Origin of the sequence: Xanthobacter nonsaccharivorans (assembly GCF_043194755.2) — a bacterium.
Classification (GTDB): domain Bacteria; phylum Pseudomonadota; class Alphaproteobacteria; order Rhizobiales; family Xanthobacteraceae; genus Xanthobacter; species Xanthobacter autotrophicus_G.
In genome coordinates this window covers 3,296,228-3,313,286 of the sequence record NZ_CM195526.1, presented here as the reverse complement: position 1 = coordinate 3,313,286, position 17,059 = coordinate 3,296,228, and the positions used below count along the sequence as shown (strand labels likewise).

15 protein-coding genes are annotated in these 17,059 nt (G+C 69.6%); 8 read left to right on the top strand and 7 right to left on the bottom strand.

Annotated elements, in window-relative coordinates:
• Positions 1-65: 65 nt before the first annotated feature.
• From V5F59_RS15190 to V5F59_RS15170, 5 genes are all read right to left on the bottom strand, one after another.
• Positions 66-824 (bottom strand): iron ABC transporter ATP-binding protein, encoded by a 759-nt coding sequence (locus tag V5F59_RS15190; RefSeq protein ID WP_393976045.1) that lies wholly within the window; start codon positions 822-824, stop codon positions 66-68.
• Positions 821-1,723, bottom strand: coding sequence for an iron chelate uptake ABC transporter family permease subunit (locus V5F59_RS15185; protein ID WP_393977032.1), 903 nt, complete (start codon positions 1,721-1,723; stop codon positions 821-823). The genes V5F59_RS15190 and V5F59_RS15185 overlap by 4 nt, the downstream gene beginning before the upstream one ends.
• A gap of 52 nt (positions 1,724-1,775) precedes the next feature.
• Positions 1,776-2,756: an ABC transporter permease gene (locus V5F59_RS15180; RefSeq protein WP_393976044.1), complete on the bottom strand. Its 981-nt coding sequence runs from the start codon at positions 2,754-2,756 to the stop codon at positions 1,776-1,778.
• A complete protein-coding gene (locus V5F59_RS15175) occupies positions 2,753-3,700 on the bottom strand; it encodes a siderophore ABC transporter substrate-binding protein (RefSeq protein WP_393976043.1) in 948 nt (315 codons plus the stop codon). The genes V5F59_RS15180 and V5F59_RS15175 overlap by 4 nt, the downstream gene beginning before the upstream one ends.
• A gap of 146 nt (positions 3,701-3,846) precedes the next feature.
• Positions 3,847-4,878 (bottom strand): helix-turn-helix transcriptional regulator, encoded by a 1,032-nt coding sequence (locus tag V5F59_RS15170; protein WP_393976042.1) that lies wholly within the window; start codon positions 4,876-4,878, stop codon positions 3,847-3,849.
• Positions 4,879-5,156: 278 nt separating this feature from the next.
• On the opposite strand from V5F59_RS15170, the gene V5F59_RS15165 reads away from it, so the two are divergent.
• Genes V5F59_RS15165 through V5F59_RS15155 form a run of 3 tightly spaced genes read left to right on the top strand, consistent with a single transcriptional unit; the run spans position 5,157 to position 9,177 of the window.
• On the top strand, positions 5,157-7,361 hold the full coding sequence (locus tag V5F59_RS15165) for a TonB-dependent siderophore receptor (RefSeq protein WP_393976041.1): 2,205 nt from the start codon (positions 5,157-5,159) through the stop codon (positions 7,359-7,361).
• A gap of 11 nt (positions 7,362-7,372) precedes the next feature.
• A complete protein-coding gene (locus tag V5F59_RS15160; protein ID WP_393976040.1) occupies positions 7,373-8,320 on the top strand; it encodes an alpha/beta hydrolase in 948 nt (315 codons plus the stop codon).
• A gap of 50 nt (positions 8,321-8,370) precedes the next feature.
• Positions 8,371-9,177: a siderophore-interacting protein gene (locus V5F59_RS15155; RefSeq protein WP_393976039.1), complete on the top strand. Its 807-nt coding sequence runs from the start codon at positions 8,371-8,373 to the stop codon at positions 9,175-9,177.
• A gap of 191 nt (positions 9,178-9,368) precedes the next feature.
• Here the strand turns inward: V5F59_RS15155 and V5F59_RS15150 are convergent, their stop codons facing one another.
• On the bottom strand, positions 9,369-10,271 hold the full coding sequence (locus tag V5F59_RS15150) for a LysR family transcriptional regulator (RefSeq protein WP_393976038.1): 903 nt from the start codon (positions 10,269-10,271) through the stop codon (positions 9,369-9,371).
• Between the two features lie 97 nt (positions 10,272-10,368).
• Here V5F59_RS15150 and V5F59_RS15145 point away from each other — a divergent pair, with 97 nt between their 5' ends.
• The 4 genes from V5F59_RS15145 to V5F59_RS15130 all read left to right on the top strand — a co-directional run bounded on the left by V5F59_RS15145 (position 10,369) and on the right by V5F59_RS15130 (position 14,859).
• The gene (locus V5F59_RS15145; RefSeq protein WP_393976037.1) at positions 10,369-11,547 is read left to right on the top strand and encodes a muconate/chloromuconate family cycloisomerase; all 1,179 of its coding nucleotides are present in this window, start codon (positions 10,369-10,371) and stop codon (positions 11,545-11,547) included.
• Between the two features lie 106 nt (positions 11,548-11,653).
• Positions 11,654-12,568 carry a catechol 1,2-dioxygenase gene (gene catA, locus V5F59_RS15140; RefSeq protein ID WP_393976036.1) on the top strand — a complete coding sequence of 305 codons (915 nt, stop codon included), beginning with the start codon at positions 11,654-11,656 and terminating at the stop codon, positions 12,566-12,568.
• Positions 12,569-12,656: 88 nt separating this feature from the next.
• The gene (locus tag V5F59_RS15135) at positions 12,657-14,000 is read left to right on the top strand and encodes an MFS transporter (protein WP_393976035.1); all 1,344 of its coding nucleotides are present in this window, start codon (positions 12,657-12,659) and stop codon (positions 13,998-14,000) included.
• Between the two features lie 73 nt (positions 14,001-14,073).
• A complete protein-coding gene (locus V5F59_RS15130) occupies positions 14,074-14,859 on the top strand; it encodes a 1,6-dihydroxycyclohexa-2,4-diene-1-carboxylate dehydrogenase (protein WP_393976034.1) in 786 nt (261 codons plus the stop codon).
• A 212-nt stretch (positions 14,860-15,071) separates the two neighbouring features.
• Here the strand turns inward: V5F59_RS15130 and V5F59_RS15125 are convergent, their stop codons facing one another.
• Entirely contained in the window at positions 15,072-15,497 is a 426-nt protein-coding gene (locus V5F59_RS15125) for a winged helix-turn-helix transcriptional regulator (RefSeq protein WP_393976033.1), read from the bottom strand.
• Between the two features lie 111 nt (positions 15,498-15,608).
• Between V5F59_RS15125 and V5F59_RS15120 the strand changes: the two genes are divergently transcribed.
• Entirely contained in the window at positions 15,609-17,039 is a 1,431-nt protein-coding gene (locus V5F59_RS15120) for a SidA/IucD/PvdA family monooxygenase (RefSeq protein WP_393976032.1), read from the top strand.
• Positions 17,040-17,059 lie beyond the last annotated feature (20 nt).

The following is a 17,059-nucleotide window of genomic DNA, read 5'->3' as shown; positions in this document are numbered from 1 at the left end:
GGAAGGCGCCGGCCGTGGCGCATTCCGGACATGGCCGCGTTGGCAATGCGCCACGGCCGGTTCCCTCAGCGATAATAGGCGCCGAGCCGGTGGCCATCCAGCTCGCGCACGCGGATGTCCATGTCGTAGATGTCGCGCAGCACCTCCTCCCGCATGACCTCGCCAGGGGAGCCCTGGAGCCGCACGCGGGCGTCCTTCATGGCGACGATGCGGTCGGCGTAGCAGGACGCGAAGTTGATGTCGTGGATCACCACCACCACCGTCTTGCCCAGCTCGTCGGCGGCCCGGCGCAGCAGTTTCATGGTGGCGGCGGCGTGCTTCATGTCGAGATTGTTCAGCGGCTCGTCGAGGAGCAGGCAGGCGGGATCCTGCGCCAGCACCATGGCGATGAAGGCGCGCTGGCGCTGCCCGCCCGACAGCTCGTCGAGGAGGCGGGTGGCGAGCCCCGTCATGTCCACATAGGCGATGGCCTCGGCCACGTGCCGCGCATCCTCCGGTGTCGGCCGCCCCCGGGAATGGGGAAAGCGGCCGAAGCCCACCAGTTCCTCCACCGTGAGGCGCGGGGTGATCGTGTTGCTCTGCCGCAGCAGGGCGAGGCGCTTCGCCAGCACGTGGCCCGGCGTCTCGAACGCGTCGAGGCCGTCGATCCGCACACGTCCGGCATCCGGTGCCAGCAGGCGGGCGGCGATGGAGAGCAGGGTGGACTTGCCCGCGCCGTTCGGCCCGATCACCGCCGTGAGCCCGCCGGCGGGCAGGGTGAGGCTGACATCGTCGAGGACGCGCGTCGCCCCGTAGGATTTCGACAGGTGCTCGATCTCGATCACGTGCGCGCGCCCCTCAACAGCAACAGCAGGAAGACGAGGCCGCCGGTGAACTCGATCACCACGCTCAATGCGGCGTCATGGCCGAGGCCCCGCTCCAGCACCGTCTGGCCTCCGGCGAGGCAGGCGATGGCCACGAGCGCCGAGCCCGGCAGGGTGTAGCGGTGGGAATCGGTGCCGAGCAGGAGGTAGGCGAGGTTCGCCACCAGCACCCCGAAGAACAGCACCGGCCCCACCAGTGCGGTGGAGACCGAGACCAGGACGGCGATGAGCGCCACCAGCAGCGTGACCATGCGCCGGTGGTCGATGCCGAGCGTGATGGCCGGCGCGCGGCCCAGCGCCATCACGTCCAGCGCCGGCACCAGCCGCCAGGCGAGCCCCGCCGCGGCGAGGATCACCACCGCCGCCAGCGGCAGGAGGGCGGTGTCCACCTTGTTGAAGCGGGTGAACATGAGGGCCTGCAGCACCGAGAATTCGTTGGGATCGAGCATGCGCTGGACGAGATTGGCGAGCCCCCGGCACAAGATGCCGAAGACGAGGCCGGACAGGATCACGAGGTGAAAGCCGCGGCGCCCGTCGAACAGCCAGCGGAACAGGCCGAGCGCGGCGGCGACCAGCACCAGCGTCTCCCCCGCGAAGCGCAGCCGCGGATCGAGCGTGGTCGCGCCGTGCCCGCCCAGGGCGAAGACGGCCGCCGTCTGCAACGCCACATAGAGGGAATCGAAGCCCATGACCGCGGGCGTGAGGATGCGGTTCTCCGTGAGCGTCTGGAACAGCACCGTCGCCACCGCCACGGCGATGCCCACCAGCACAAGGCCTGCGAGCTTGCCGCCGCGCAGGGACAGGACGAAACCCCAGCTGCCGCGCGCGCCCACCGTCATGAAGCAGGCGGCGGCGATCATCGCGGTGAGCGCCAGCAGCAGAAGGACCCGCCGGGCGCGGAGGGCGCGCGCGTCAGCCAAGGCGGGCGCGCCGCCCGAGCAGCAGAAGGAGGAACATCGCGCTGCCGGCCACGCCCGCCACGGCGCCCACGGGGATCTCGTAGGGCTGGCGGATGAGGCGCCCCACCATGTCGCAGGCGAGGAGGAAGGCGGCGCCGGACAGGGCGATCCAGGGCAGGGTGCGCCTGAGGTTGTCACCCAGGACGAGGCTCACCCCGTTGGCGACGATGAGGCCGAGGAAGGGCACCGTGCCGGCGGTGGCGATGCAGGCGGCCGTCGCCAGCGCGACGATGGTGATGCCGATGGCGACGGTGCGGCCGTAGTCGAGCCCCAGGTTGCGCGCCACCGCCTCGCCGAGGCCGGCGACGGTGAAACGGTCCGCGGCCAGATAGGCGAGGCCCGCCAGGGCCAGTGTGAGCCAGAGCAGCTCGTAGCGGCCCCTGAGCACGCCGGAGAAGTCCCCGGTCGTCCATGCCGCCAGCGATTGCAAAAGATCGTAGCGATAGGCGAGGAAGGTGGTGAGGGCATTGATCACCCCGCCGAGCATCAGCCCCACGAGCGGCACGATCACCGCCCCGCGAAAGCCGATGCGCTCGACGATCTTCAGGAACAGCACCGTGCCCGCCAGGGCGAAGGCCGCCGCCACCGCCATCTTGCCCAGCATGGGCATGCCGGGGGCGACGAGGGCCGCAAGGAGGAGCCCGAGGCTTGCCGCTTCCGCCGTGCCGGCGGTGGTGGGCTCCACGAAGCGGTTGCGGAACAGCATCTGCATCAGCGCCGCGCACACGCCCATGGACATGCCGGCGAAGAGGAGAGACAGGGTGCGCGGCACCCGGCTCGCCATGAGCACGAGCGCGGCATGCCCGCCGGCATCGCCGGACATGAGGGTGGACAGGCCCAGCCCCCCGGCGCCAATGAGCACGCTGGCCCCGGCCAGCGCGGCAAGGCCGAGGAGGCCGAGGGCCAGGGGCGCGTTCGCCCCCGTCGGCTTCATCTGCGGGCCTGCGCGGTGTCGAGCGCCGTGGCCAGCTCCTCCACCATCACCGTGAGGGCCGCGCCGCCGCCCGCCGAAATGTACCAGCGCACCGGGTCCAGATAGAGGATATGGCCGCTCTTCGCGGCGCGGGTGGCGGCGACCAGCTCGTTGTCGAGCGCGGCACGGGCGGCCTGGCCGCCATGTCCCACCGCCGCATCGCGATCGAGCACCAGGAGCCAGTCGGGATTGGTCTTCAGGATGTATTCAAACGAGATCACTTCCCCATGGGCGGCGGCAGAGCCGCCCGTCGCGGCCGGGGTGAGGCCGAGGTCGTCGTAGAGCCAGCCGAAGCGGGAGCCGGTGCCGAAGGCGGTGAGCTTGCCGCCGTTCACCATCACCATCAGCACGGTGCCGGCCGCTGGGGCGTCCTTGCGCACGCGGGTGATGCCGGCATCGATCTTTGCGACCAGCGCCGCCGCCTCCGCCTCGCGGCCGAAGAGGTCGCCGAGCAGCGCCACGTTGCGCCTGGTGCCGGCCACGAAATGCTGCGGATCGACGGTGAGGTCGAGGGTGGGCGCCATGCGGGCGAGTTCCGCATATTTGGCGGAGGAGCGCGGCCCGACGATGATCAGGTCCGGCGCGGCAGCATTGACGGCCTCGTAGTCCGGCTCGAACAGAGTGCCGATCTTCGCGTAGCGCTTGTCGCGATACCTGGCGAGATAATCGGGCAGGTTGGAGCCGGGAACGCCGGCCACCTCCACGCCCAGCGCATCGAGCGTGTCGAGGGCGGCCACGTCGAACACGAGCACGCTGCGCGGCCGCTCCGGAACGCGCGTGCGGCCCTTCGCATGCTCCACCTCCCTCTCGGCGCGGGCGGGCGGGGCGAGGGACAGGGAGGCGAGGGCAAGCGCGGCCAGGAGGAGGCGGAGCGCCGAGCGCCGGTTGGGTTGGACGCAGTTCATGCCGTTCTCGCAAACATCTTTGCCGTTCCTGCAAAGAAAAGCAAAATCAATGACTTGATCTGAAGGATTGATACTTCGCCCGGGCTCCCGCGTCCCTGCGACACGGATGCCGCGGGTCGTTTCCCGGTCGCTTCGGGCCGGCCGCGTCAGCGGACCGATTTGGGCGATACGCCGAAGGCCCGCTTGAATGCCGTGGAGAAGTTGGCGCCCGAGGTGTAGCCGGCGATGGCAGCGGCCTCGGTCACGCTCACCCCCTCGCTGCGCAGGGCGTCGCGGGCGCGCTCCAGCTTCCGCCGCCGCACATAGTCGAAGACGGTGGTCCCGAACGCGTCGCGGAAGGCGCGCTGCAGGCTGGTGATGCTCATGCCGGCTTCCTGGGCCACCGTCTCGAGGGTGAGCGGCGCGTCCAGCCGGTCCTCCAGGAAGTCCTGCACCTGCCGCATGCGCTGGCGCAGCCGCGGGCGGTGCCGGTCCGCGCTTCCGGCGCCCTCGGCGAGGGTGGAGAAGGCCTCGAACAGCATCTCCGTGGTCCGGCTTTCCAGATAGAGGCGCCGCAGCAGCGGGCCGTAGGCCGGCGTGGCGAGCACCTGCTCGGCGAGGGCGACGAGCCGCGCGGAGGGCCGCCAGCGCAGGTTCGACAGATGCTCGCGGCTGAAGTGCCACGCGGCGCGGTGGCGGTCCACCTGGTCGAGCCCGCTCTCCTCCAGCCAGAAAGCGGGCACGGTGACGTTGACCTTGCGCACGTGATGGCCTTGCCGCCCCCTGCGCACGAAGAGGTCGGGCTCGGTGCGCACCATCAGCGCCGCCTCCGCCTCCCCGGCCCGGCCGGAGCCGAACCGGAAGGCCCGCCCGCCGGAGAGCACGTCCGCCGTGCCGTCCAGAAACAGGCTGAAGGTGATGCCCTCCCCATGCACCACCTGGCTGGTCAGGTCGTGCAGGTCGCGCGCATCGGTGGCGTGGAGCACCGCCCCGCTCAAAAGCTCGGTCATGATGTAGCGCCCCGCCAGCACCGCGCCGTCGCCCAGCGCGCGTGGCACCGTCACGGCGAAGTGGGTGCCGGCGAGATGGGACAGGCCGGCGATCTCGGCACAGTGCACCAGATCACCCCTGCCGTCCGGCAAGGGGTCCGCGCCCGAGGCGCCCGCCGTTTCCGCACGGTGGCGCTTGTGGCTTCGCATGTTGCTCATGCCAAAGAAGAGGAGGGGCAGATGGGGCGGGTGTCAATGTCTAGGCCGTATCATGAATTTATTATTGTTCAAAAGTGCAGCTTTGCCTCTCGCCCTGATCTTTGACTTCCTCCATCAATCAGGCGAAACCGCAAACGAATTGGGAAGCCCGGCAAAGGTATGCCGCACGAAAACGCGCGAGAGTCCCGCCTCGATGCTCGGATTCGGGTTCAGGCGATGAGGTGGGCTTTCCCATGAGGTCAAAGGCGATTTCGGCGCGTGGAGCGCGCTTGCGCGCACGTCATGCATGCGGGGCGGGCCTCGCAGCCCTGACGTCGGCCTTCCTGGCGTCGACCTTCCTGGCGTCGACGGCCCTCGCCGAAGGGACGGACGCGGAGGTGCGGCTCGACACGGTCAACGTGGAGGCGGTGCACGCCGAAGGCCAGGTGCTCACCGAGGGACGCGACACCTACACCTCCGCCGTCACCACCGTGGGCGTGGGCATGCCGACGCCGGTGCGCGAGATCCCGCAGTCCATCTCCACCGTCACCCGCGAGCGCATCGACGACCAGAACTTCACCCAGCTGGAGGACGCCATGCGCCGGACCACCGGCATGGTGATCCTCGCCAACGACCAGGGCCGCTCCTCCATCTTCTCCCGCGGCTTCGAGATCGACACACTGCTGGTGAACGGCCTGCCGGCCCCGCTCTCCTCCATCCTCGGCACCCAGCCGGATCTCTTCATCTTCGACCGGCTCGACGTGCTCAAGGGGCCGGCCGGCCTGTTCTACGGCGGCGCGGGCGGCAACAACGCCGGGCCCGGCGGCGTCATCAACGGCACGCTGAAGCCGGCCCTCGACAAGGGCTTCTTCAATTCCGACCTCAGCTACGGCTCGTGGGACTTCGTGCGCGCCGAGGTGGATGCCGGCGGCAAGCTCAACGAGCAGGGCACGGTGCGCGCGCGCATCGGCGGCGCCTACCAGGACCGTGATTCCTTCGTGAACTACAACGAGAACCAGGTCTGGGTGGGCTACGGCACCCTCGCGTTCGACATCACCGAGGACACCACGGTGTCGCTCTACGCCTGGCACCAGGAACGCGACATGCTGCCCTTCAACGGCCTGCCCGCCATCAACCTGGGCAACGGCGAGGGCAAGCTGCTGAACGTGCCGCGCTCGACCTTCGTCGGCGGGCTGTGGAACCGCTTCGACAACGAGACCACCGACTATCTGGCCGAGGTGAAGCACGACCTCGCCAACGGCGGCGAGGCCAAGGCCTCCCTGCGCTATTCGGATCGCTACATCGACTACAAATATGCCTACGGCCGCTCGGCGGTGAGCACCAATCCGGCGACGCTCGGCAACTTCACCATGCAGTACACGGCGGCGAAGGTGCGGGAGACCTCCCTCTCCGGCGACGCGCACGTGGCGACGCCGTTCCAGGCCTTCGGGCAGGAGCACAACCTGACGGTGGGCGCCGACTTCCGGACCGTGGACCAGACCCAGCTCTCTCCCACCTCCACGACCCTGCCGGGCACCTACAACATCTACAATTTCAACCCTTACGCGGTCGCGGAGCCCTTCACGCTCTACAATCGCGAGAGCGTCACCGATCCCACCCAGTACGGCCTCTACGCGCAGGCGAAGATCAATCCGCTGGAGCAGGTGCACGTCATTCTCGGCGGTCGCTTCTCCTGGTACGACGCGACGTCGAACGTCACGACCGCCTCCGGCGGCAGCCTGACGACCACCACCAGCTCGGTGGACATCGACAACGAGTTCCTGCCCTACGCCGGCTTCGTGGTGGACCTGACGAAGGAGGTCTCCTTCTACGGCAGCTACACCACCACGTTCGTGCCGCAGACCGAGCTGAATGCGGCCGGCGACGTGCTGGCCCCGCGCCAGGGCTACCAGTACGAGACGGGCCTGAAGGGCTCCTTCTTCGACGGCGCGCTCAACGCCTCCGCCGCCATGTTCCTCATCCGCGACAACAACCGCGCCCTCGCCACCGACGTGGCGAACGTCTACGTCGCCTCGGGAGAAGTGCAGGTCACCGGCTGGGAAGCGGAGGTGAGCGGCAAGCTCGCACCCGGATGGGAGATCTACGCCGGCTACACCTACACCGACACGGAATATCTCACCGCCACCGCCGCGCAGCTGAAGACCGGCTTCAGCACCTACACGCCGCGGCACAATTACAACCTGTGGACCAAGTACGAGTTCCAGGATCCGACCCTGAAGGGCTGGCACGTGGCCGGCGGCCTCAAGATCCTCTCCAGCTTCTACACCACGTCCGGCGGCGTGACGCTCACGGAGGACGGCTACACGGTGGTGGATGCGCAGGTGGGCTACAAGTTCAACGACAATTGGAAGGCTACCTTCACCGCCACCAATGTCTTCGACGAGGTCTACTACCAGCGCGTCGGCTCCACCGCCTTGTTCAACTTCTACGGCGAGCCCCGCGGCTACTGGCTGAAGGTGAGCGCCACCTATTGAGCGGAAAGAGCATGTCGAACGGGAAAGCCTTCTCCTCCTTCACCGTGGCGGCCGCCGCTCTCTCCGTCCTCGCCGCGGGTCTTGCGCCCGCGGTGGCAGGGCCGGTCCAGATGCCGGGGCTGGAGGAGCGCACGCTCGTCTCCGGCACGGGCCTCGCCTATCGCATCTTCATCGCCGCGCCGGAGGAGCCGCCCCCGGCAGCCGGCTACCCGGTGGCCTACGTGCTCGACGGCAATGCGGTGGCCGGCACCCTTGCCGATCTCGCCCGCGCGCAGGGCGTCAGGCAGGGCGGGCTCATGGCCCCCGCGGTGCTGGTGGCCATCGGCTATCCCGGCGATCTCGCCATCAACATGCCGCGCCGGGCCAAGGACCTCACCTCCGCTCCCGCGACGCCGGGCGAGGGATCGTGGACCTATCTGAAACCGGAGCAGACCGGCGGGGCCGATGCCTTCCTCGCCTTCATCCAGGACGAGCTGAAGCCGGCTATCGCCGCGTCCTACAAGGTGGACCCGAAGCGGCAGGCGCTCATCGGCCATTCCTTCGGCGGGCTGTTCGCGCTCCATGCGCTGTTCGCGCGGCCCGACGCCTTTTCCCTCTACGTGGCGGCCAGCCCCTCCCTGTGGTGGGCCAACGGTGCCATCGCGGCGGAGGAGGCCGCGTTCGCGGCGCGGCCTCCGGCCGGGCACCGGCGGCTGCTCCTCACCGTCGGCGCCTACGAGCAGGAGCTGCACCCCGGCCTGCGCCGCCAGCCCGACGCGCCGGAGCTCGCGCGCAAGCTGGCCCAGCGGCGGATGGTGGACGGCGCGCGCGATCTCGCCGCCCGCCTGGATGCCCTGCCGGGGCGCCCGGTGGAGGTGACCTTCGCCATCCTGCCCGGCCAGACCCACATGTCGGCGGCACCCCACGCCCTGCTCCTGGGGCTCGAGACCTTCCTCGGGCCCGAGGGCGAGGAGCCATGAGCCCATCGACGAGTCCATCGACGGGCGCCCCGGCGGAGGCTCCAGCGAGGGTGGCGCGCTATCGCGGCATCCGCGTGCTGGAAGTGCTCCGGGCGGAGCAGATCACCCCGCGCATGCGCCGCCTGGTCCTGGGCGGGACGGAGTTGGAGGGCTTCGGCACCGGCCCCAACATCAAGCTTCTCATTCCGCCGGAGGGGGTGGAGCGCCCCGAATGGCCGCTTGCCGGCGCGGATGGGCGGGCCATCTGGCCCGCCGACGGTCTCCGGCCGGCGGTGCGCACCTATTCCGTGCGCCGGTTCGATGCGGCGCGCGGGGAAGTGTGGGTGGATTTCGCCTGCCACGGCGGCCACGGCCCCGCCGCCCGCTTTGCCCAGCGGGCGCGCCCCGGAGATCTGGTCGGCGTCGGCGGGCCGGGCGGGCGCACCCTGCCGCCGGCGGACTTCCACATCCTGGCGGGCGATCATTGCGGCCTGCCCTCCATCGCCGCGATCCTCGAGGAGCTTGCCCCGGAAGCCCGTGGCGCCGCCTTCATCGAGGTGGAGGACGAGGCGGAGGCCATCCCCCTTCGCCGGCCAACGGGGGTGAGCGTCTCCTACCTGTTCCGCCACGGCGCGGCGGGGGCGACGAGCCTCATCACCGATGCGCTGGACCGGCTGCCGGTCCCGGAGCGTCTCTCCGTCTCCGCCTGGATCGCCGCCGAGTCGGACGCGGTGCGCACGGCGCGGGCCCGGCTCACCGCGCGGCTCGGGCTGCCCCGGTCGTCCATGGTGGCCATCGGCTATTGGAAGCGCGGCATCAGCGAGCCGGACTATGACGTGCTGTACGGCCACGACCGGGACGATACATCCCGCGGATGATCGCTCCCCCGCGCCATGTTGCCGGCGCGGCGCAGCCGGGTTTCCTGCAAGGCTTCCTTGGCGAGGTTTCGCGATCCGATACGGCTGCGGTGGCCCCGCAGCTCCCGCGCCCGGCGCCGTCCCGGCTGTCGCCGCAAGGCTCTCGCGATGAGCGCGAGGCCGGAAGAGCGTGCGCAGATGGTGTGGTGTTTTCAGCCTCTTGCTGCTTCAAGAGGGGGGTAGAGATGCTGGATCAGGCCGAAGATCTGCGTCACCTCGGCGGATGTGTCGCTGGCCCGGTAGCTCATGATGAGCGGGGAGGTGATGGTCGGCTCCAGCAGCGGGCGATAGGCGACGTCGTCGCGGTGCAGGTGCCGGACCGACTGGGGCACGAGCGCGATCCCCACCCCTGCCGCCACTAGGCCGAGCGCGGTCTGCAGCTCGTGGACTTCCTGCGCGATGACGGGGATGCAGCCGCGGTCGCGATAGAAGGAGAGCACCTGGTCGGCATAGCTCGGGCGCGGTGACTTGGGATAGAGTACCAGAGGCTCCGCCGAGATGTCGCGGAAGGCGACGCCCTCCGCGCCGAGCAGCGGATGGTCCGGCGGAAGGGCCACCAGCAGGGTCTCCTCGGCGATCACCTCGCGCCGGATGGCAGGGTCGTCGAAACGGATGCGGCCGAAGCCCACATCGATGCGCCCTTCCTTCAAGGCGGCCATCTGCTCGACAGTGCTCATCTCCACCAGCACCACCTCCAGCCCGGCATAATGGGTCCGGAAGCCGCGGACCACCTCCGGCAGCCCGCCATAAAGGGCCGATCCCACGAAGCCGATGAAGAACTGGCGGCGCCCGGCATCGCCGAAGCGACGCGTGGTGATCCGCAGCTCGTCCGCGCGCTGGAGGATCTGCAGGGCATGCTCGTTGAAAAAGCGCCCCGCCGCGGTGAGCCGCAGCGGGCGGCTGGGGCGTTCGAAAAGGGTTGCCCCAAGCTCTTCCTCCAGCTCGCGCATCTGACGGCTGAGCGGCGACTGGGCGATGTTCAGCTTCTCCGCCGCCCGCGTGAAGCTGTGCTCCCGGGCCACGGTGGTGAAATATCGAAGGTGCCGCAGTTCCATTCCAGACCTTTTAGGTATGTAAGCGGATCGAGACTGTCTTTGACGCGGGGGGCACCGGCGTGATTTTCCTTATGTAACACAAAAGGACAACGCCAAGATGCAGACCGGCGGCGCAGCGCGCATCGATCGAGTCGAGACCCTGATCGTCGACATTCCAACCATACGTGCCCATCACCTGTCGATGCACACCATGCGCAGCCAGACGCTGGTGCTCGTGCGGGTGTTCTGCTCGGATGGAACCGTGGGCGTGGGCGAGGGCACCACCATCGGCGGCCTCAGCTATGGCGAGGAGAGCCCGGAGGGCATCAAGCTCACCATCGACACCTACATCGCGCCCCTGCTCATCGGCGCCGACGCCTCCCGCGTGGCCGCCCTCATGGACGGGGTGCGGCACGCGGTGAAGGGCAATCGCTTCGCCCGCTGCGCGGTGGAGACCGCATTGCTGGATGCGCTGGGCCACAGGCTGGGCCTGCCCGTCTCGGAGCTGCTCGGCGGGCGCCGGCGTGACGCCCTGGAAGTGGCCTGGACCCTCGCCAGCGGCGACACCGCGCAGGATATCGAGGAAGCCGAGGCGATGCTGGCGGCGCGCCGCCACCGCATCTTCAAGCTGAAGATCGGCAAGCGCGAGGTGGGCGCGGACGTGAAGCACGTGGCCGCCATCAAGGCCGCCCTCGGCGACCGCGCCAGCGTGCGGGTGGACGTGAACATGGCCTGGAGCGAGCACCAGGCCCGCCGCGGCATCGCGGCGCTCGAGGCGGCCGGCGTCGACCTTGTGGAGCAGCCGGTCAGCCGCGATCACCCGCGCGCCCTGACGCGCCTCACCCAGCGCTTCGACGTGGCCATCATGGCGGACGAATCCCTCCAGGGCCCCGGCGAGGCCATGGAATTGGCCCGGACGCGGGCCGCCGGGGTGTTCGCCTTGAAGATCGCCCAGTCCGGCGGCCTGTTCGACGCCCAGCGCGTGGCCGCCATCGCCGATGCCGCGGGCATCGAGCTCTATGGCGGCACCATGCTGGAAGGCGGGGTGGGCACCGCGGCGGCGGCCCAGCTCTGCGCTGCCTTGCCTGCGCTCGCCTGGGGCACCGAGCTGTTCGGTCCGCTCCTGCTTGTGGAGGAGATCCTCGCGACACCGCTCACCTATCGCGATTTCGCCCTCGTCGTGCCGGCGACCCCCGGCATCGGCGTGGTGCTCGACATGGATCGGGTGGATTTCTTCCGCCGCGATCGCCCGGCGCCGCGTCTCGTCCCCGTCGCCCGCCAGACGGCGGGGGCCTGAGGCCGAGGCGCTCCCCATCGGATCCGACCCGGCCGGCGGCTGAGCCATGCCCCCGCACCTCGTTGCGCGGGGGCGAACAAGAAATGCCCCATCAAGGAGAACGCCCATGGAAAAAGCTGCCATCGATGCCCTGCTGAAGGAGATGCAGGCGCCTACCCGCGGCGAGCCCACGCCGCGCGTGAAGGCCATCGTGGATCGTGTCGTCCGCGACCTGTTCCACGTGATCGAGGAGTTCGACGTGCAGCCGGACGAGTTCTGGACTGCCGTGAACTACCTCACCGAGGCCGGGCGCAATGATGAATACGGCCTCATCGCCGCCGGGCTCGGCTTCGAGCGCTTCCTCGACGTGCGGCTCGACGAGGCCGAGGCGAAGGCCGGCCTCACCGGCGGCACGCCGCGCACCATCGAGGGACCGCTCTATGTCGCCGGCGCCCCGCTGGTGAAGGGCGAGGGCCGGCTCGACGACGGCACCGAGGACGGCGAGATCCTGGTCATGCACGGCCAGGTGCGCGACGTGGACGGCACGCCCATCGCTGGCGCGCACGTGGAGGTCTGGCACGCCAACACCCGCGGCAATTATTCCTTCTTCGACAAGAGCCAGAGCGCCTTCAACCTGCGCCGCACCATCGAGACGGACGCCGAGGGCCGCTACCGCTTCCGCACCATCATGCCCGCCGGCTATGCGGTGCCGCCGGAAGGCTCCACGGACACGCTGCTGAAGACGCTCGGCCGCCACGGCCACCGGCCGGCGCACATCCATTTCTTCGTGAGCGCCCCCGGCCATCGCAAGCTGACGACGCAGATCAACATCGACGGCGATCCCTATCTGCACGACGACTTCGCCTTCGCCACCCGCGACGGCCTGATCCCGCCGGTGGAGCGCAATGCCGATCCGGAGGCCATCGCCGCGGCCGGGCTGAACGAGCCCTTCGCCCGCATCGCCTTCGACTTCGAGCTGAAGCGCGAGGCAGACGCCCTGCCGGCCGCCGAGGTGCAGCGCCTGCGCGCGGAAGCCGCCTGAGACAGGCGGCGGGCGGCGCCCCCGCCGCCCGCCGTCATGCACGCATGACCCAAAACAAATGATCAAACGGCTGGTGGAGGAGGAACCCATGGCGGGTGCAAAGCAGAGCATTCAGGATCTGCTGGACAAGGAGCCCCTGCGCGGGCGCCAGTGGCTTGTCTTTCTTCTGTGTTTCTTCGTGGCCGCCCTCGACGGCTTCGACACGCAGTGCATCGCCTACACCGGGCCTGCCATTGCGAAGGCCTTCGGCATGGCGCCGGCGGACATGACCTATATCTTCATCTCGGGCACGCTCGGCATGGCCCTCGGCGCCATGGCGCTGGGCTCCATCGGCGACAAGATCGGGCGGCGCACCGCCATCCTCGGGGCGATCCTGCTGTTCGGGGTGTTCTCTCTCGCCATCGCCTTCGCCACGTCGCCGACGCAGATCGTCCTCCTGCGCTTCCTCACCGGCCTCGGCATGGGCGGCGCCACGCCGGTGCTGCTGGCGCTGGCTGCGGAATATGCGCCGAGCCGCGCCCGCGGCACCGTGCTCACGGGCGTGCTCCTCGGCCTGCCGCTGGGCGCGGTGCTCGGCGGGCTGCTCGCCACGGGCTGGATGCCGGTGATCGGCTGGCAGGGCATCTACCTGGTCGGCGGCTCGCTGCCGCTCGCCATGCTGGTGGTGTGCCTCGCCATCCTGCCGGAATCCCCGCAGCTGCTCGTGGCCCGTGGCAAGCCCGGCGACATGGAGAAAAGCCGCGCGCTGGTGGAGCGCATCATCGCCCGCCCGGTTCCCGCCGAGACGCGCTTCGTCCCGGCGGAGACGGTGGCGAAGGGGTCGGTGGCCGCCCTGTTCGCTCCGGCCTATCGCATGAGCACCATCGCGGTGTGGGCGACCTACCTGTTCAACTGGATCGCCTGGTTCATGCTGCTGCTGTGGCTCCCCACCGTGCTGACCACCGCCGGCCTGCCGGCCGCCTCCGCCGCCTTCGGCACGGTGACGGTGAACACTGCCTTCATCGTCTGCGCCATCCCGCTCTCTATCCTGCTGCCGAAGGTGAATGCGCGGCTCCTGCTGCTCTGCATGTTCGCGCTCGGCATCGCCATCTGCGTGGGCCTTGCCCTGGCGGGGAGCAACTGGACGGCGGTGTTCGTGCTGGTGGCCGCGGCGGGCTTCGGTGTCGGCGGCCAGCAGCTGGCCCTGAACTACCTGATCTCCGGCATCTATCCCACGGAGCTGCGCGCCACCGGCACCGGCTGGGCCATCGGCATCGGCCGCACCGGCGCCATCATCGGCTCGGCGCTCGGGGGCTGGTTCCTGCAGATGGGCGGCGTGCCGGGCTATTTCCTCGGCATTGCCATTCCCCTCGCCATCGCGGCGCTGGCCGTGGCGCTGATCCGGGCCCGCCCGTCTGCGGAACCCAAGGGCTCGCTGTCCGCGGCGCACTGAGGAACCCCCACAGAAGACGGCGGCCGCGGGTGTCCCCTGCGGCCGCCGTCCTGCATCGACAGGGAGAGACAGGGTGGGAGACAGGCGCTTCGAGAACAAGGTGGCCCTGGTGACGGGCTCCGCCCAGGGCATCGGCCGGGCGACCGCCATCCGGCTGGCCGCGGAAGGGGCGAAGGTGTTCATCGTGGACCGCGCCACCGAGGTGAATGCCGAGGTGGCCGGCGAGATCGCGGCGGCCGGCGGCACCGTGCGCGCCTTTTCTGCCGACCTGGAGACCCACGCCGGGGCCGAGGCCATGGTGGCCGCCGCGGTGGAGGCCTACGGCCGCATCGACGTGGCCGTGCACAATGTGGGCGGCACCATCTGGGCAAAGCCCTTCTGGGAGTACCAGCCCGAGGAGATGGAGAAGGAGATCCGCCGCTCGCTCTGGCCGACACTGTGGAGCTGCCGGGCCGTGATCCCGGTGATGATCCGGCAGAAAAGCGGGTCCATCGTGAACGTGGGGTCCAACGCCACGCGCGGCATCTATCGCGTCCCCTATTCGGCGGCCAAGGGCGGCGTGCACGCCATGACCACCTGCATGGCGCTGGAGCTCGCCGATCACGGCATCCGCGTCAACGCCGTCTCGCCCGGGGCCATCGACAACGGCGTGCGCGCCGTCCCGCGCAACACCGCGCCCCTCTCCGAGCAAGAGAGGGCGTGGGGCCGGGAGATGTACGAGGACATCCTCGGCGGCACGCCGTTGCGTCGCATGGGCACGAAGGAAGAGGTGGCAGCCACCATCTGCTTCTTCGCCTCCGACGAGGCCGCCTACATCACCGGACAGACCTGCTTCGTCGCCGGGGGGACCATCGGCTAGTGCGCGTTATCCGATCTGATGGCGGCGCAATCAGATCGGCGCACGTGTTCCGGGGGCGAGACACGAGGGCAGGGGGCTTCACGCGGCCTCCGACATCCGGCTGAGGATCTGCGCCGCGTGCGCGAGGGGGAGCGGAAACGGCGAGGTTCGCCCGGCGGGCGCTCCATCGCACGGCAAAAGCCCGCGGCGTCCTGAGGGCGCTCGCCTGCAGCCTATCCGACTGCCGGCGGTGCGCCCTTCGCCTTTGTGGTTCGCGCGCGGGCCAGGAAGAGAACCTCGCCCTTCGTTGCGCTCCATTGGGCGAGCGCAAGAAGCGGATCCTTCAGCGTTCGGCCGTAATCGGAAATCTCATACTCCACGCGGGGGGGTATCTCCGGGAAGATTTGTCGCGTCACCAGGCCGTAGGACTCATAAAGCCTGAGCTGTTTCGTGAGCTCCTTCTGCGTGATGCTGCCCAGCCGGCGCTGCAGCGCCCCGAACCGGATCGGTCCGTCAGCGACGATGAGCTTGAGCAAGATGGGGAACGCCCATTTGCCGGCAAGGGTGTCCAGCAGTTCGACCATCGGGCAATAGACCGGCGTCACCTCGGACAGCGTGTCGATCGCGTCGGAAAATGCGTCGGCGGTGGTCTGCCCCATCCTTTCCTCCCGGTTTCCAAATGGCAACCAACGATCCCTTTGGATCTTAGTTTACTTATATGATCAATTTAATCAAATATGAAAGGAGTGAAGCGTTCGGAGGAGTTCCGCATGAGCGAGGTGGATCGCGCAGCATCGAGGGCGCTGGAGCTGCTCGGCCCCGCGCCGGCGAGCTGGGTTCCCGTAGCTGAAGGCGTAGACCGCGACGTGGTAATCGTCGGCGCGGGCCAGAGCGGGATCGCCATCGCCTTCGCGCTGCTCCGCGCCGGAATCACGAATATCGAGGTCATCGACGCCGAAACCGGGACTCCCGGCGTCTGGAGCAATCGCGCCTACATGGAGCGGCTTCGCACGCCCAAGGCCAACCGGGGGCCGGACCTCGGCATCCCGGCCCTGACCTTCCGCGCCTGGTACGAGGCGCGCAGCGGGGCCACCGCCTACGACGCGTTCGACACAGCGCCGCGCGAGGCCTGGGACGACTATCTCGCCTGGCTGCGGCGCAGTCTCGGCATTTCCGTGCGGGGCGGCACGCGGCTCAGGCTCATCACTCGCGCCAACCGCCGGTTCGAGCTGGAGCTGGAGGAGAACGGCGCGCCCGTGCGCCTTGCTGCCCGCAAATTGGTCCTCGCCACCGGCATCGCCGGATCCGGCGGGCCCGCCATTCCCGATGTGCTGCGCGGCCTGCCGCCGGGCCTCGTCGCCCATTCCTACGACCGGTTCAGTTTCGACGATTTTCGCGGCAAGCGGATCGGTATCCTGGGGGCAGCCTCGTCCGCCTTCGACATCGCCGCGAGCGCGCTGGAGCACGGCGCCGCCGAGGCGCACCTGTTCAGCCGCGGCGCCGAGCTCGCCCACTTCACCCAGCTGCGGGCCACCGCCTATGGCGGCATCGACGGCTTCCATGTCCTGCCCGATGCGGACCGCTGGGAAATCGCCCGCCTCATCCGTCAACGCGGACCGGCGCCCTCGAAGGACACGCTCGCCCGGGCGCTGCGCCTTCCCGGCCTTCACCTGCATCTCGCCGCACCATGGCGCAAGGCGAGGGCGGCGGGTGGCGGCCGCGTGGAGGTGGAGATCGATGCCGGCCCCTTCGTCTTCGACGCCGTGGTCGCCGGCACCGGCTTCACCTACGACCCGACGCTTGCGCCCGAGCTTGCCGCGCTGGCGCCGCAGATCGCCCTGTGGGGCGACCGCTACACACCGCCCGCGGCGAAGCGCGATCCCGTGCTCGCGCGCTTCCCCTATCTGGGGCCGGGCTACGAGTTCACCGAGAAGCATCCGGGCACGGCCCCCTTCGTGCGCGACGTGCATTGCTTCACGCCGGCGGCCATCGCCAGCTTCGGCCGTTTCGTCAGCGACGTGGCGAGCCTTGCCACCGGGGTGCCGCGGCTGGTGTCGGCGATCATCGAATCCTTCGTGCGCGCGGACCGGGCCCATCATCTGGCGCGGATGACGCAGCAGCCCGCCGACGACATCGCCTTCTCGGACTATGCCGCCGCCGTGCGGCCCGCTGCCGCAACGCTCGCGGCCTTGCCGGAATAAGCCCAGGGATATCAAGGAAC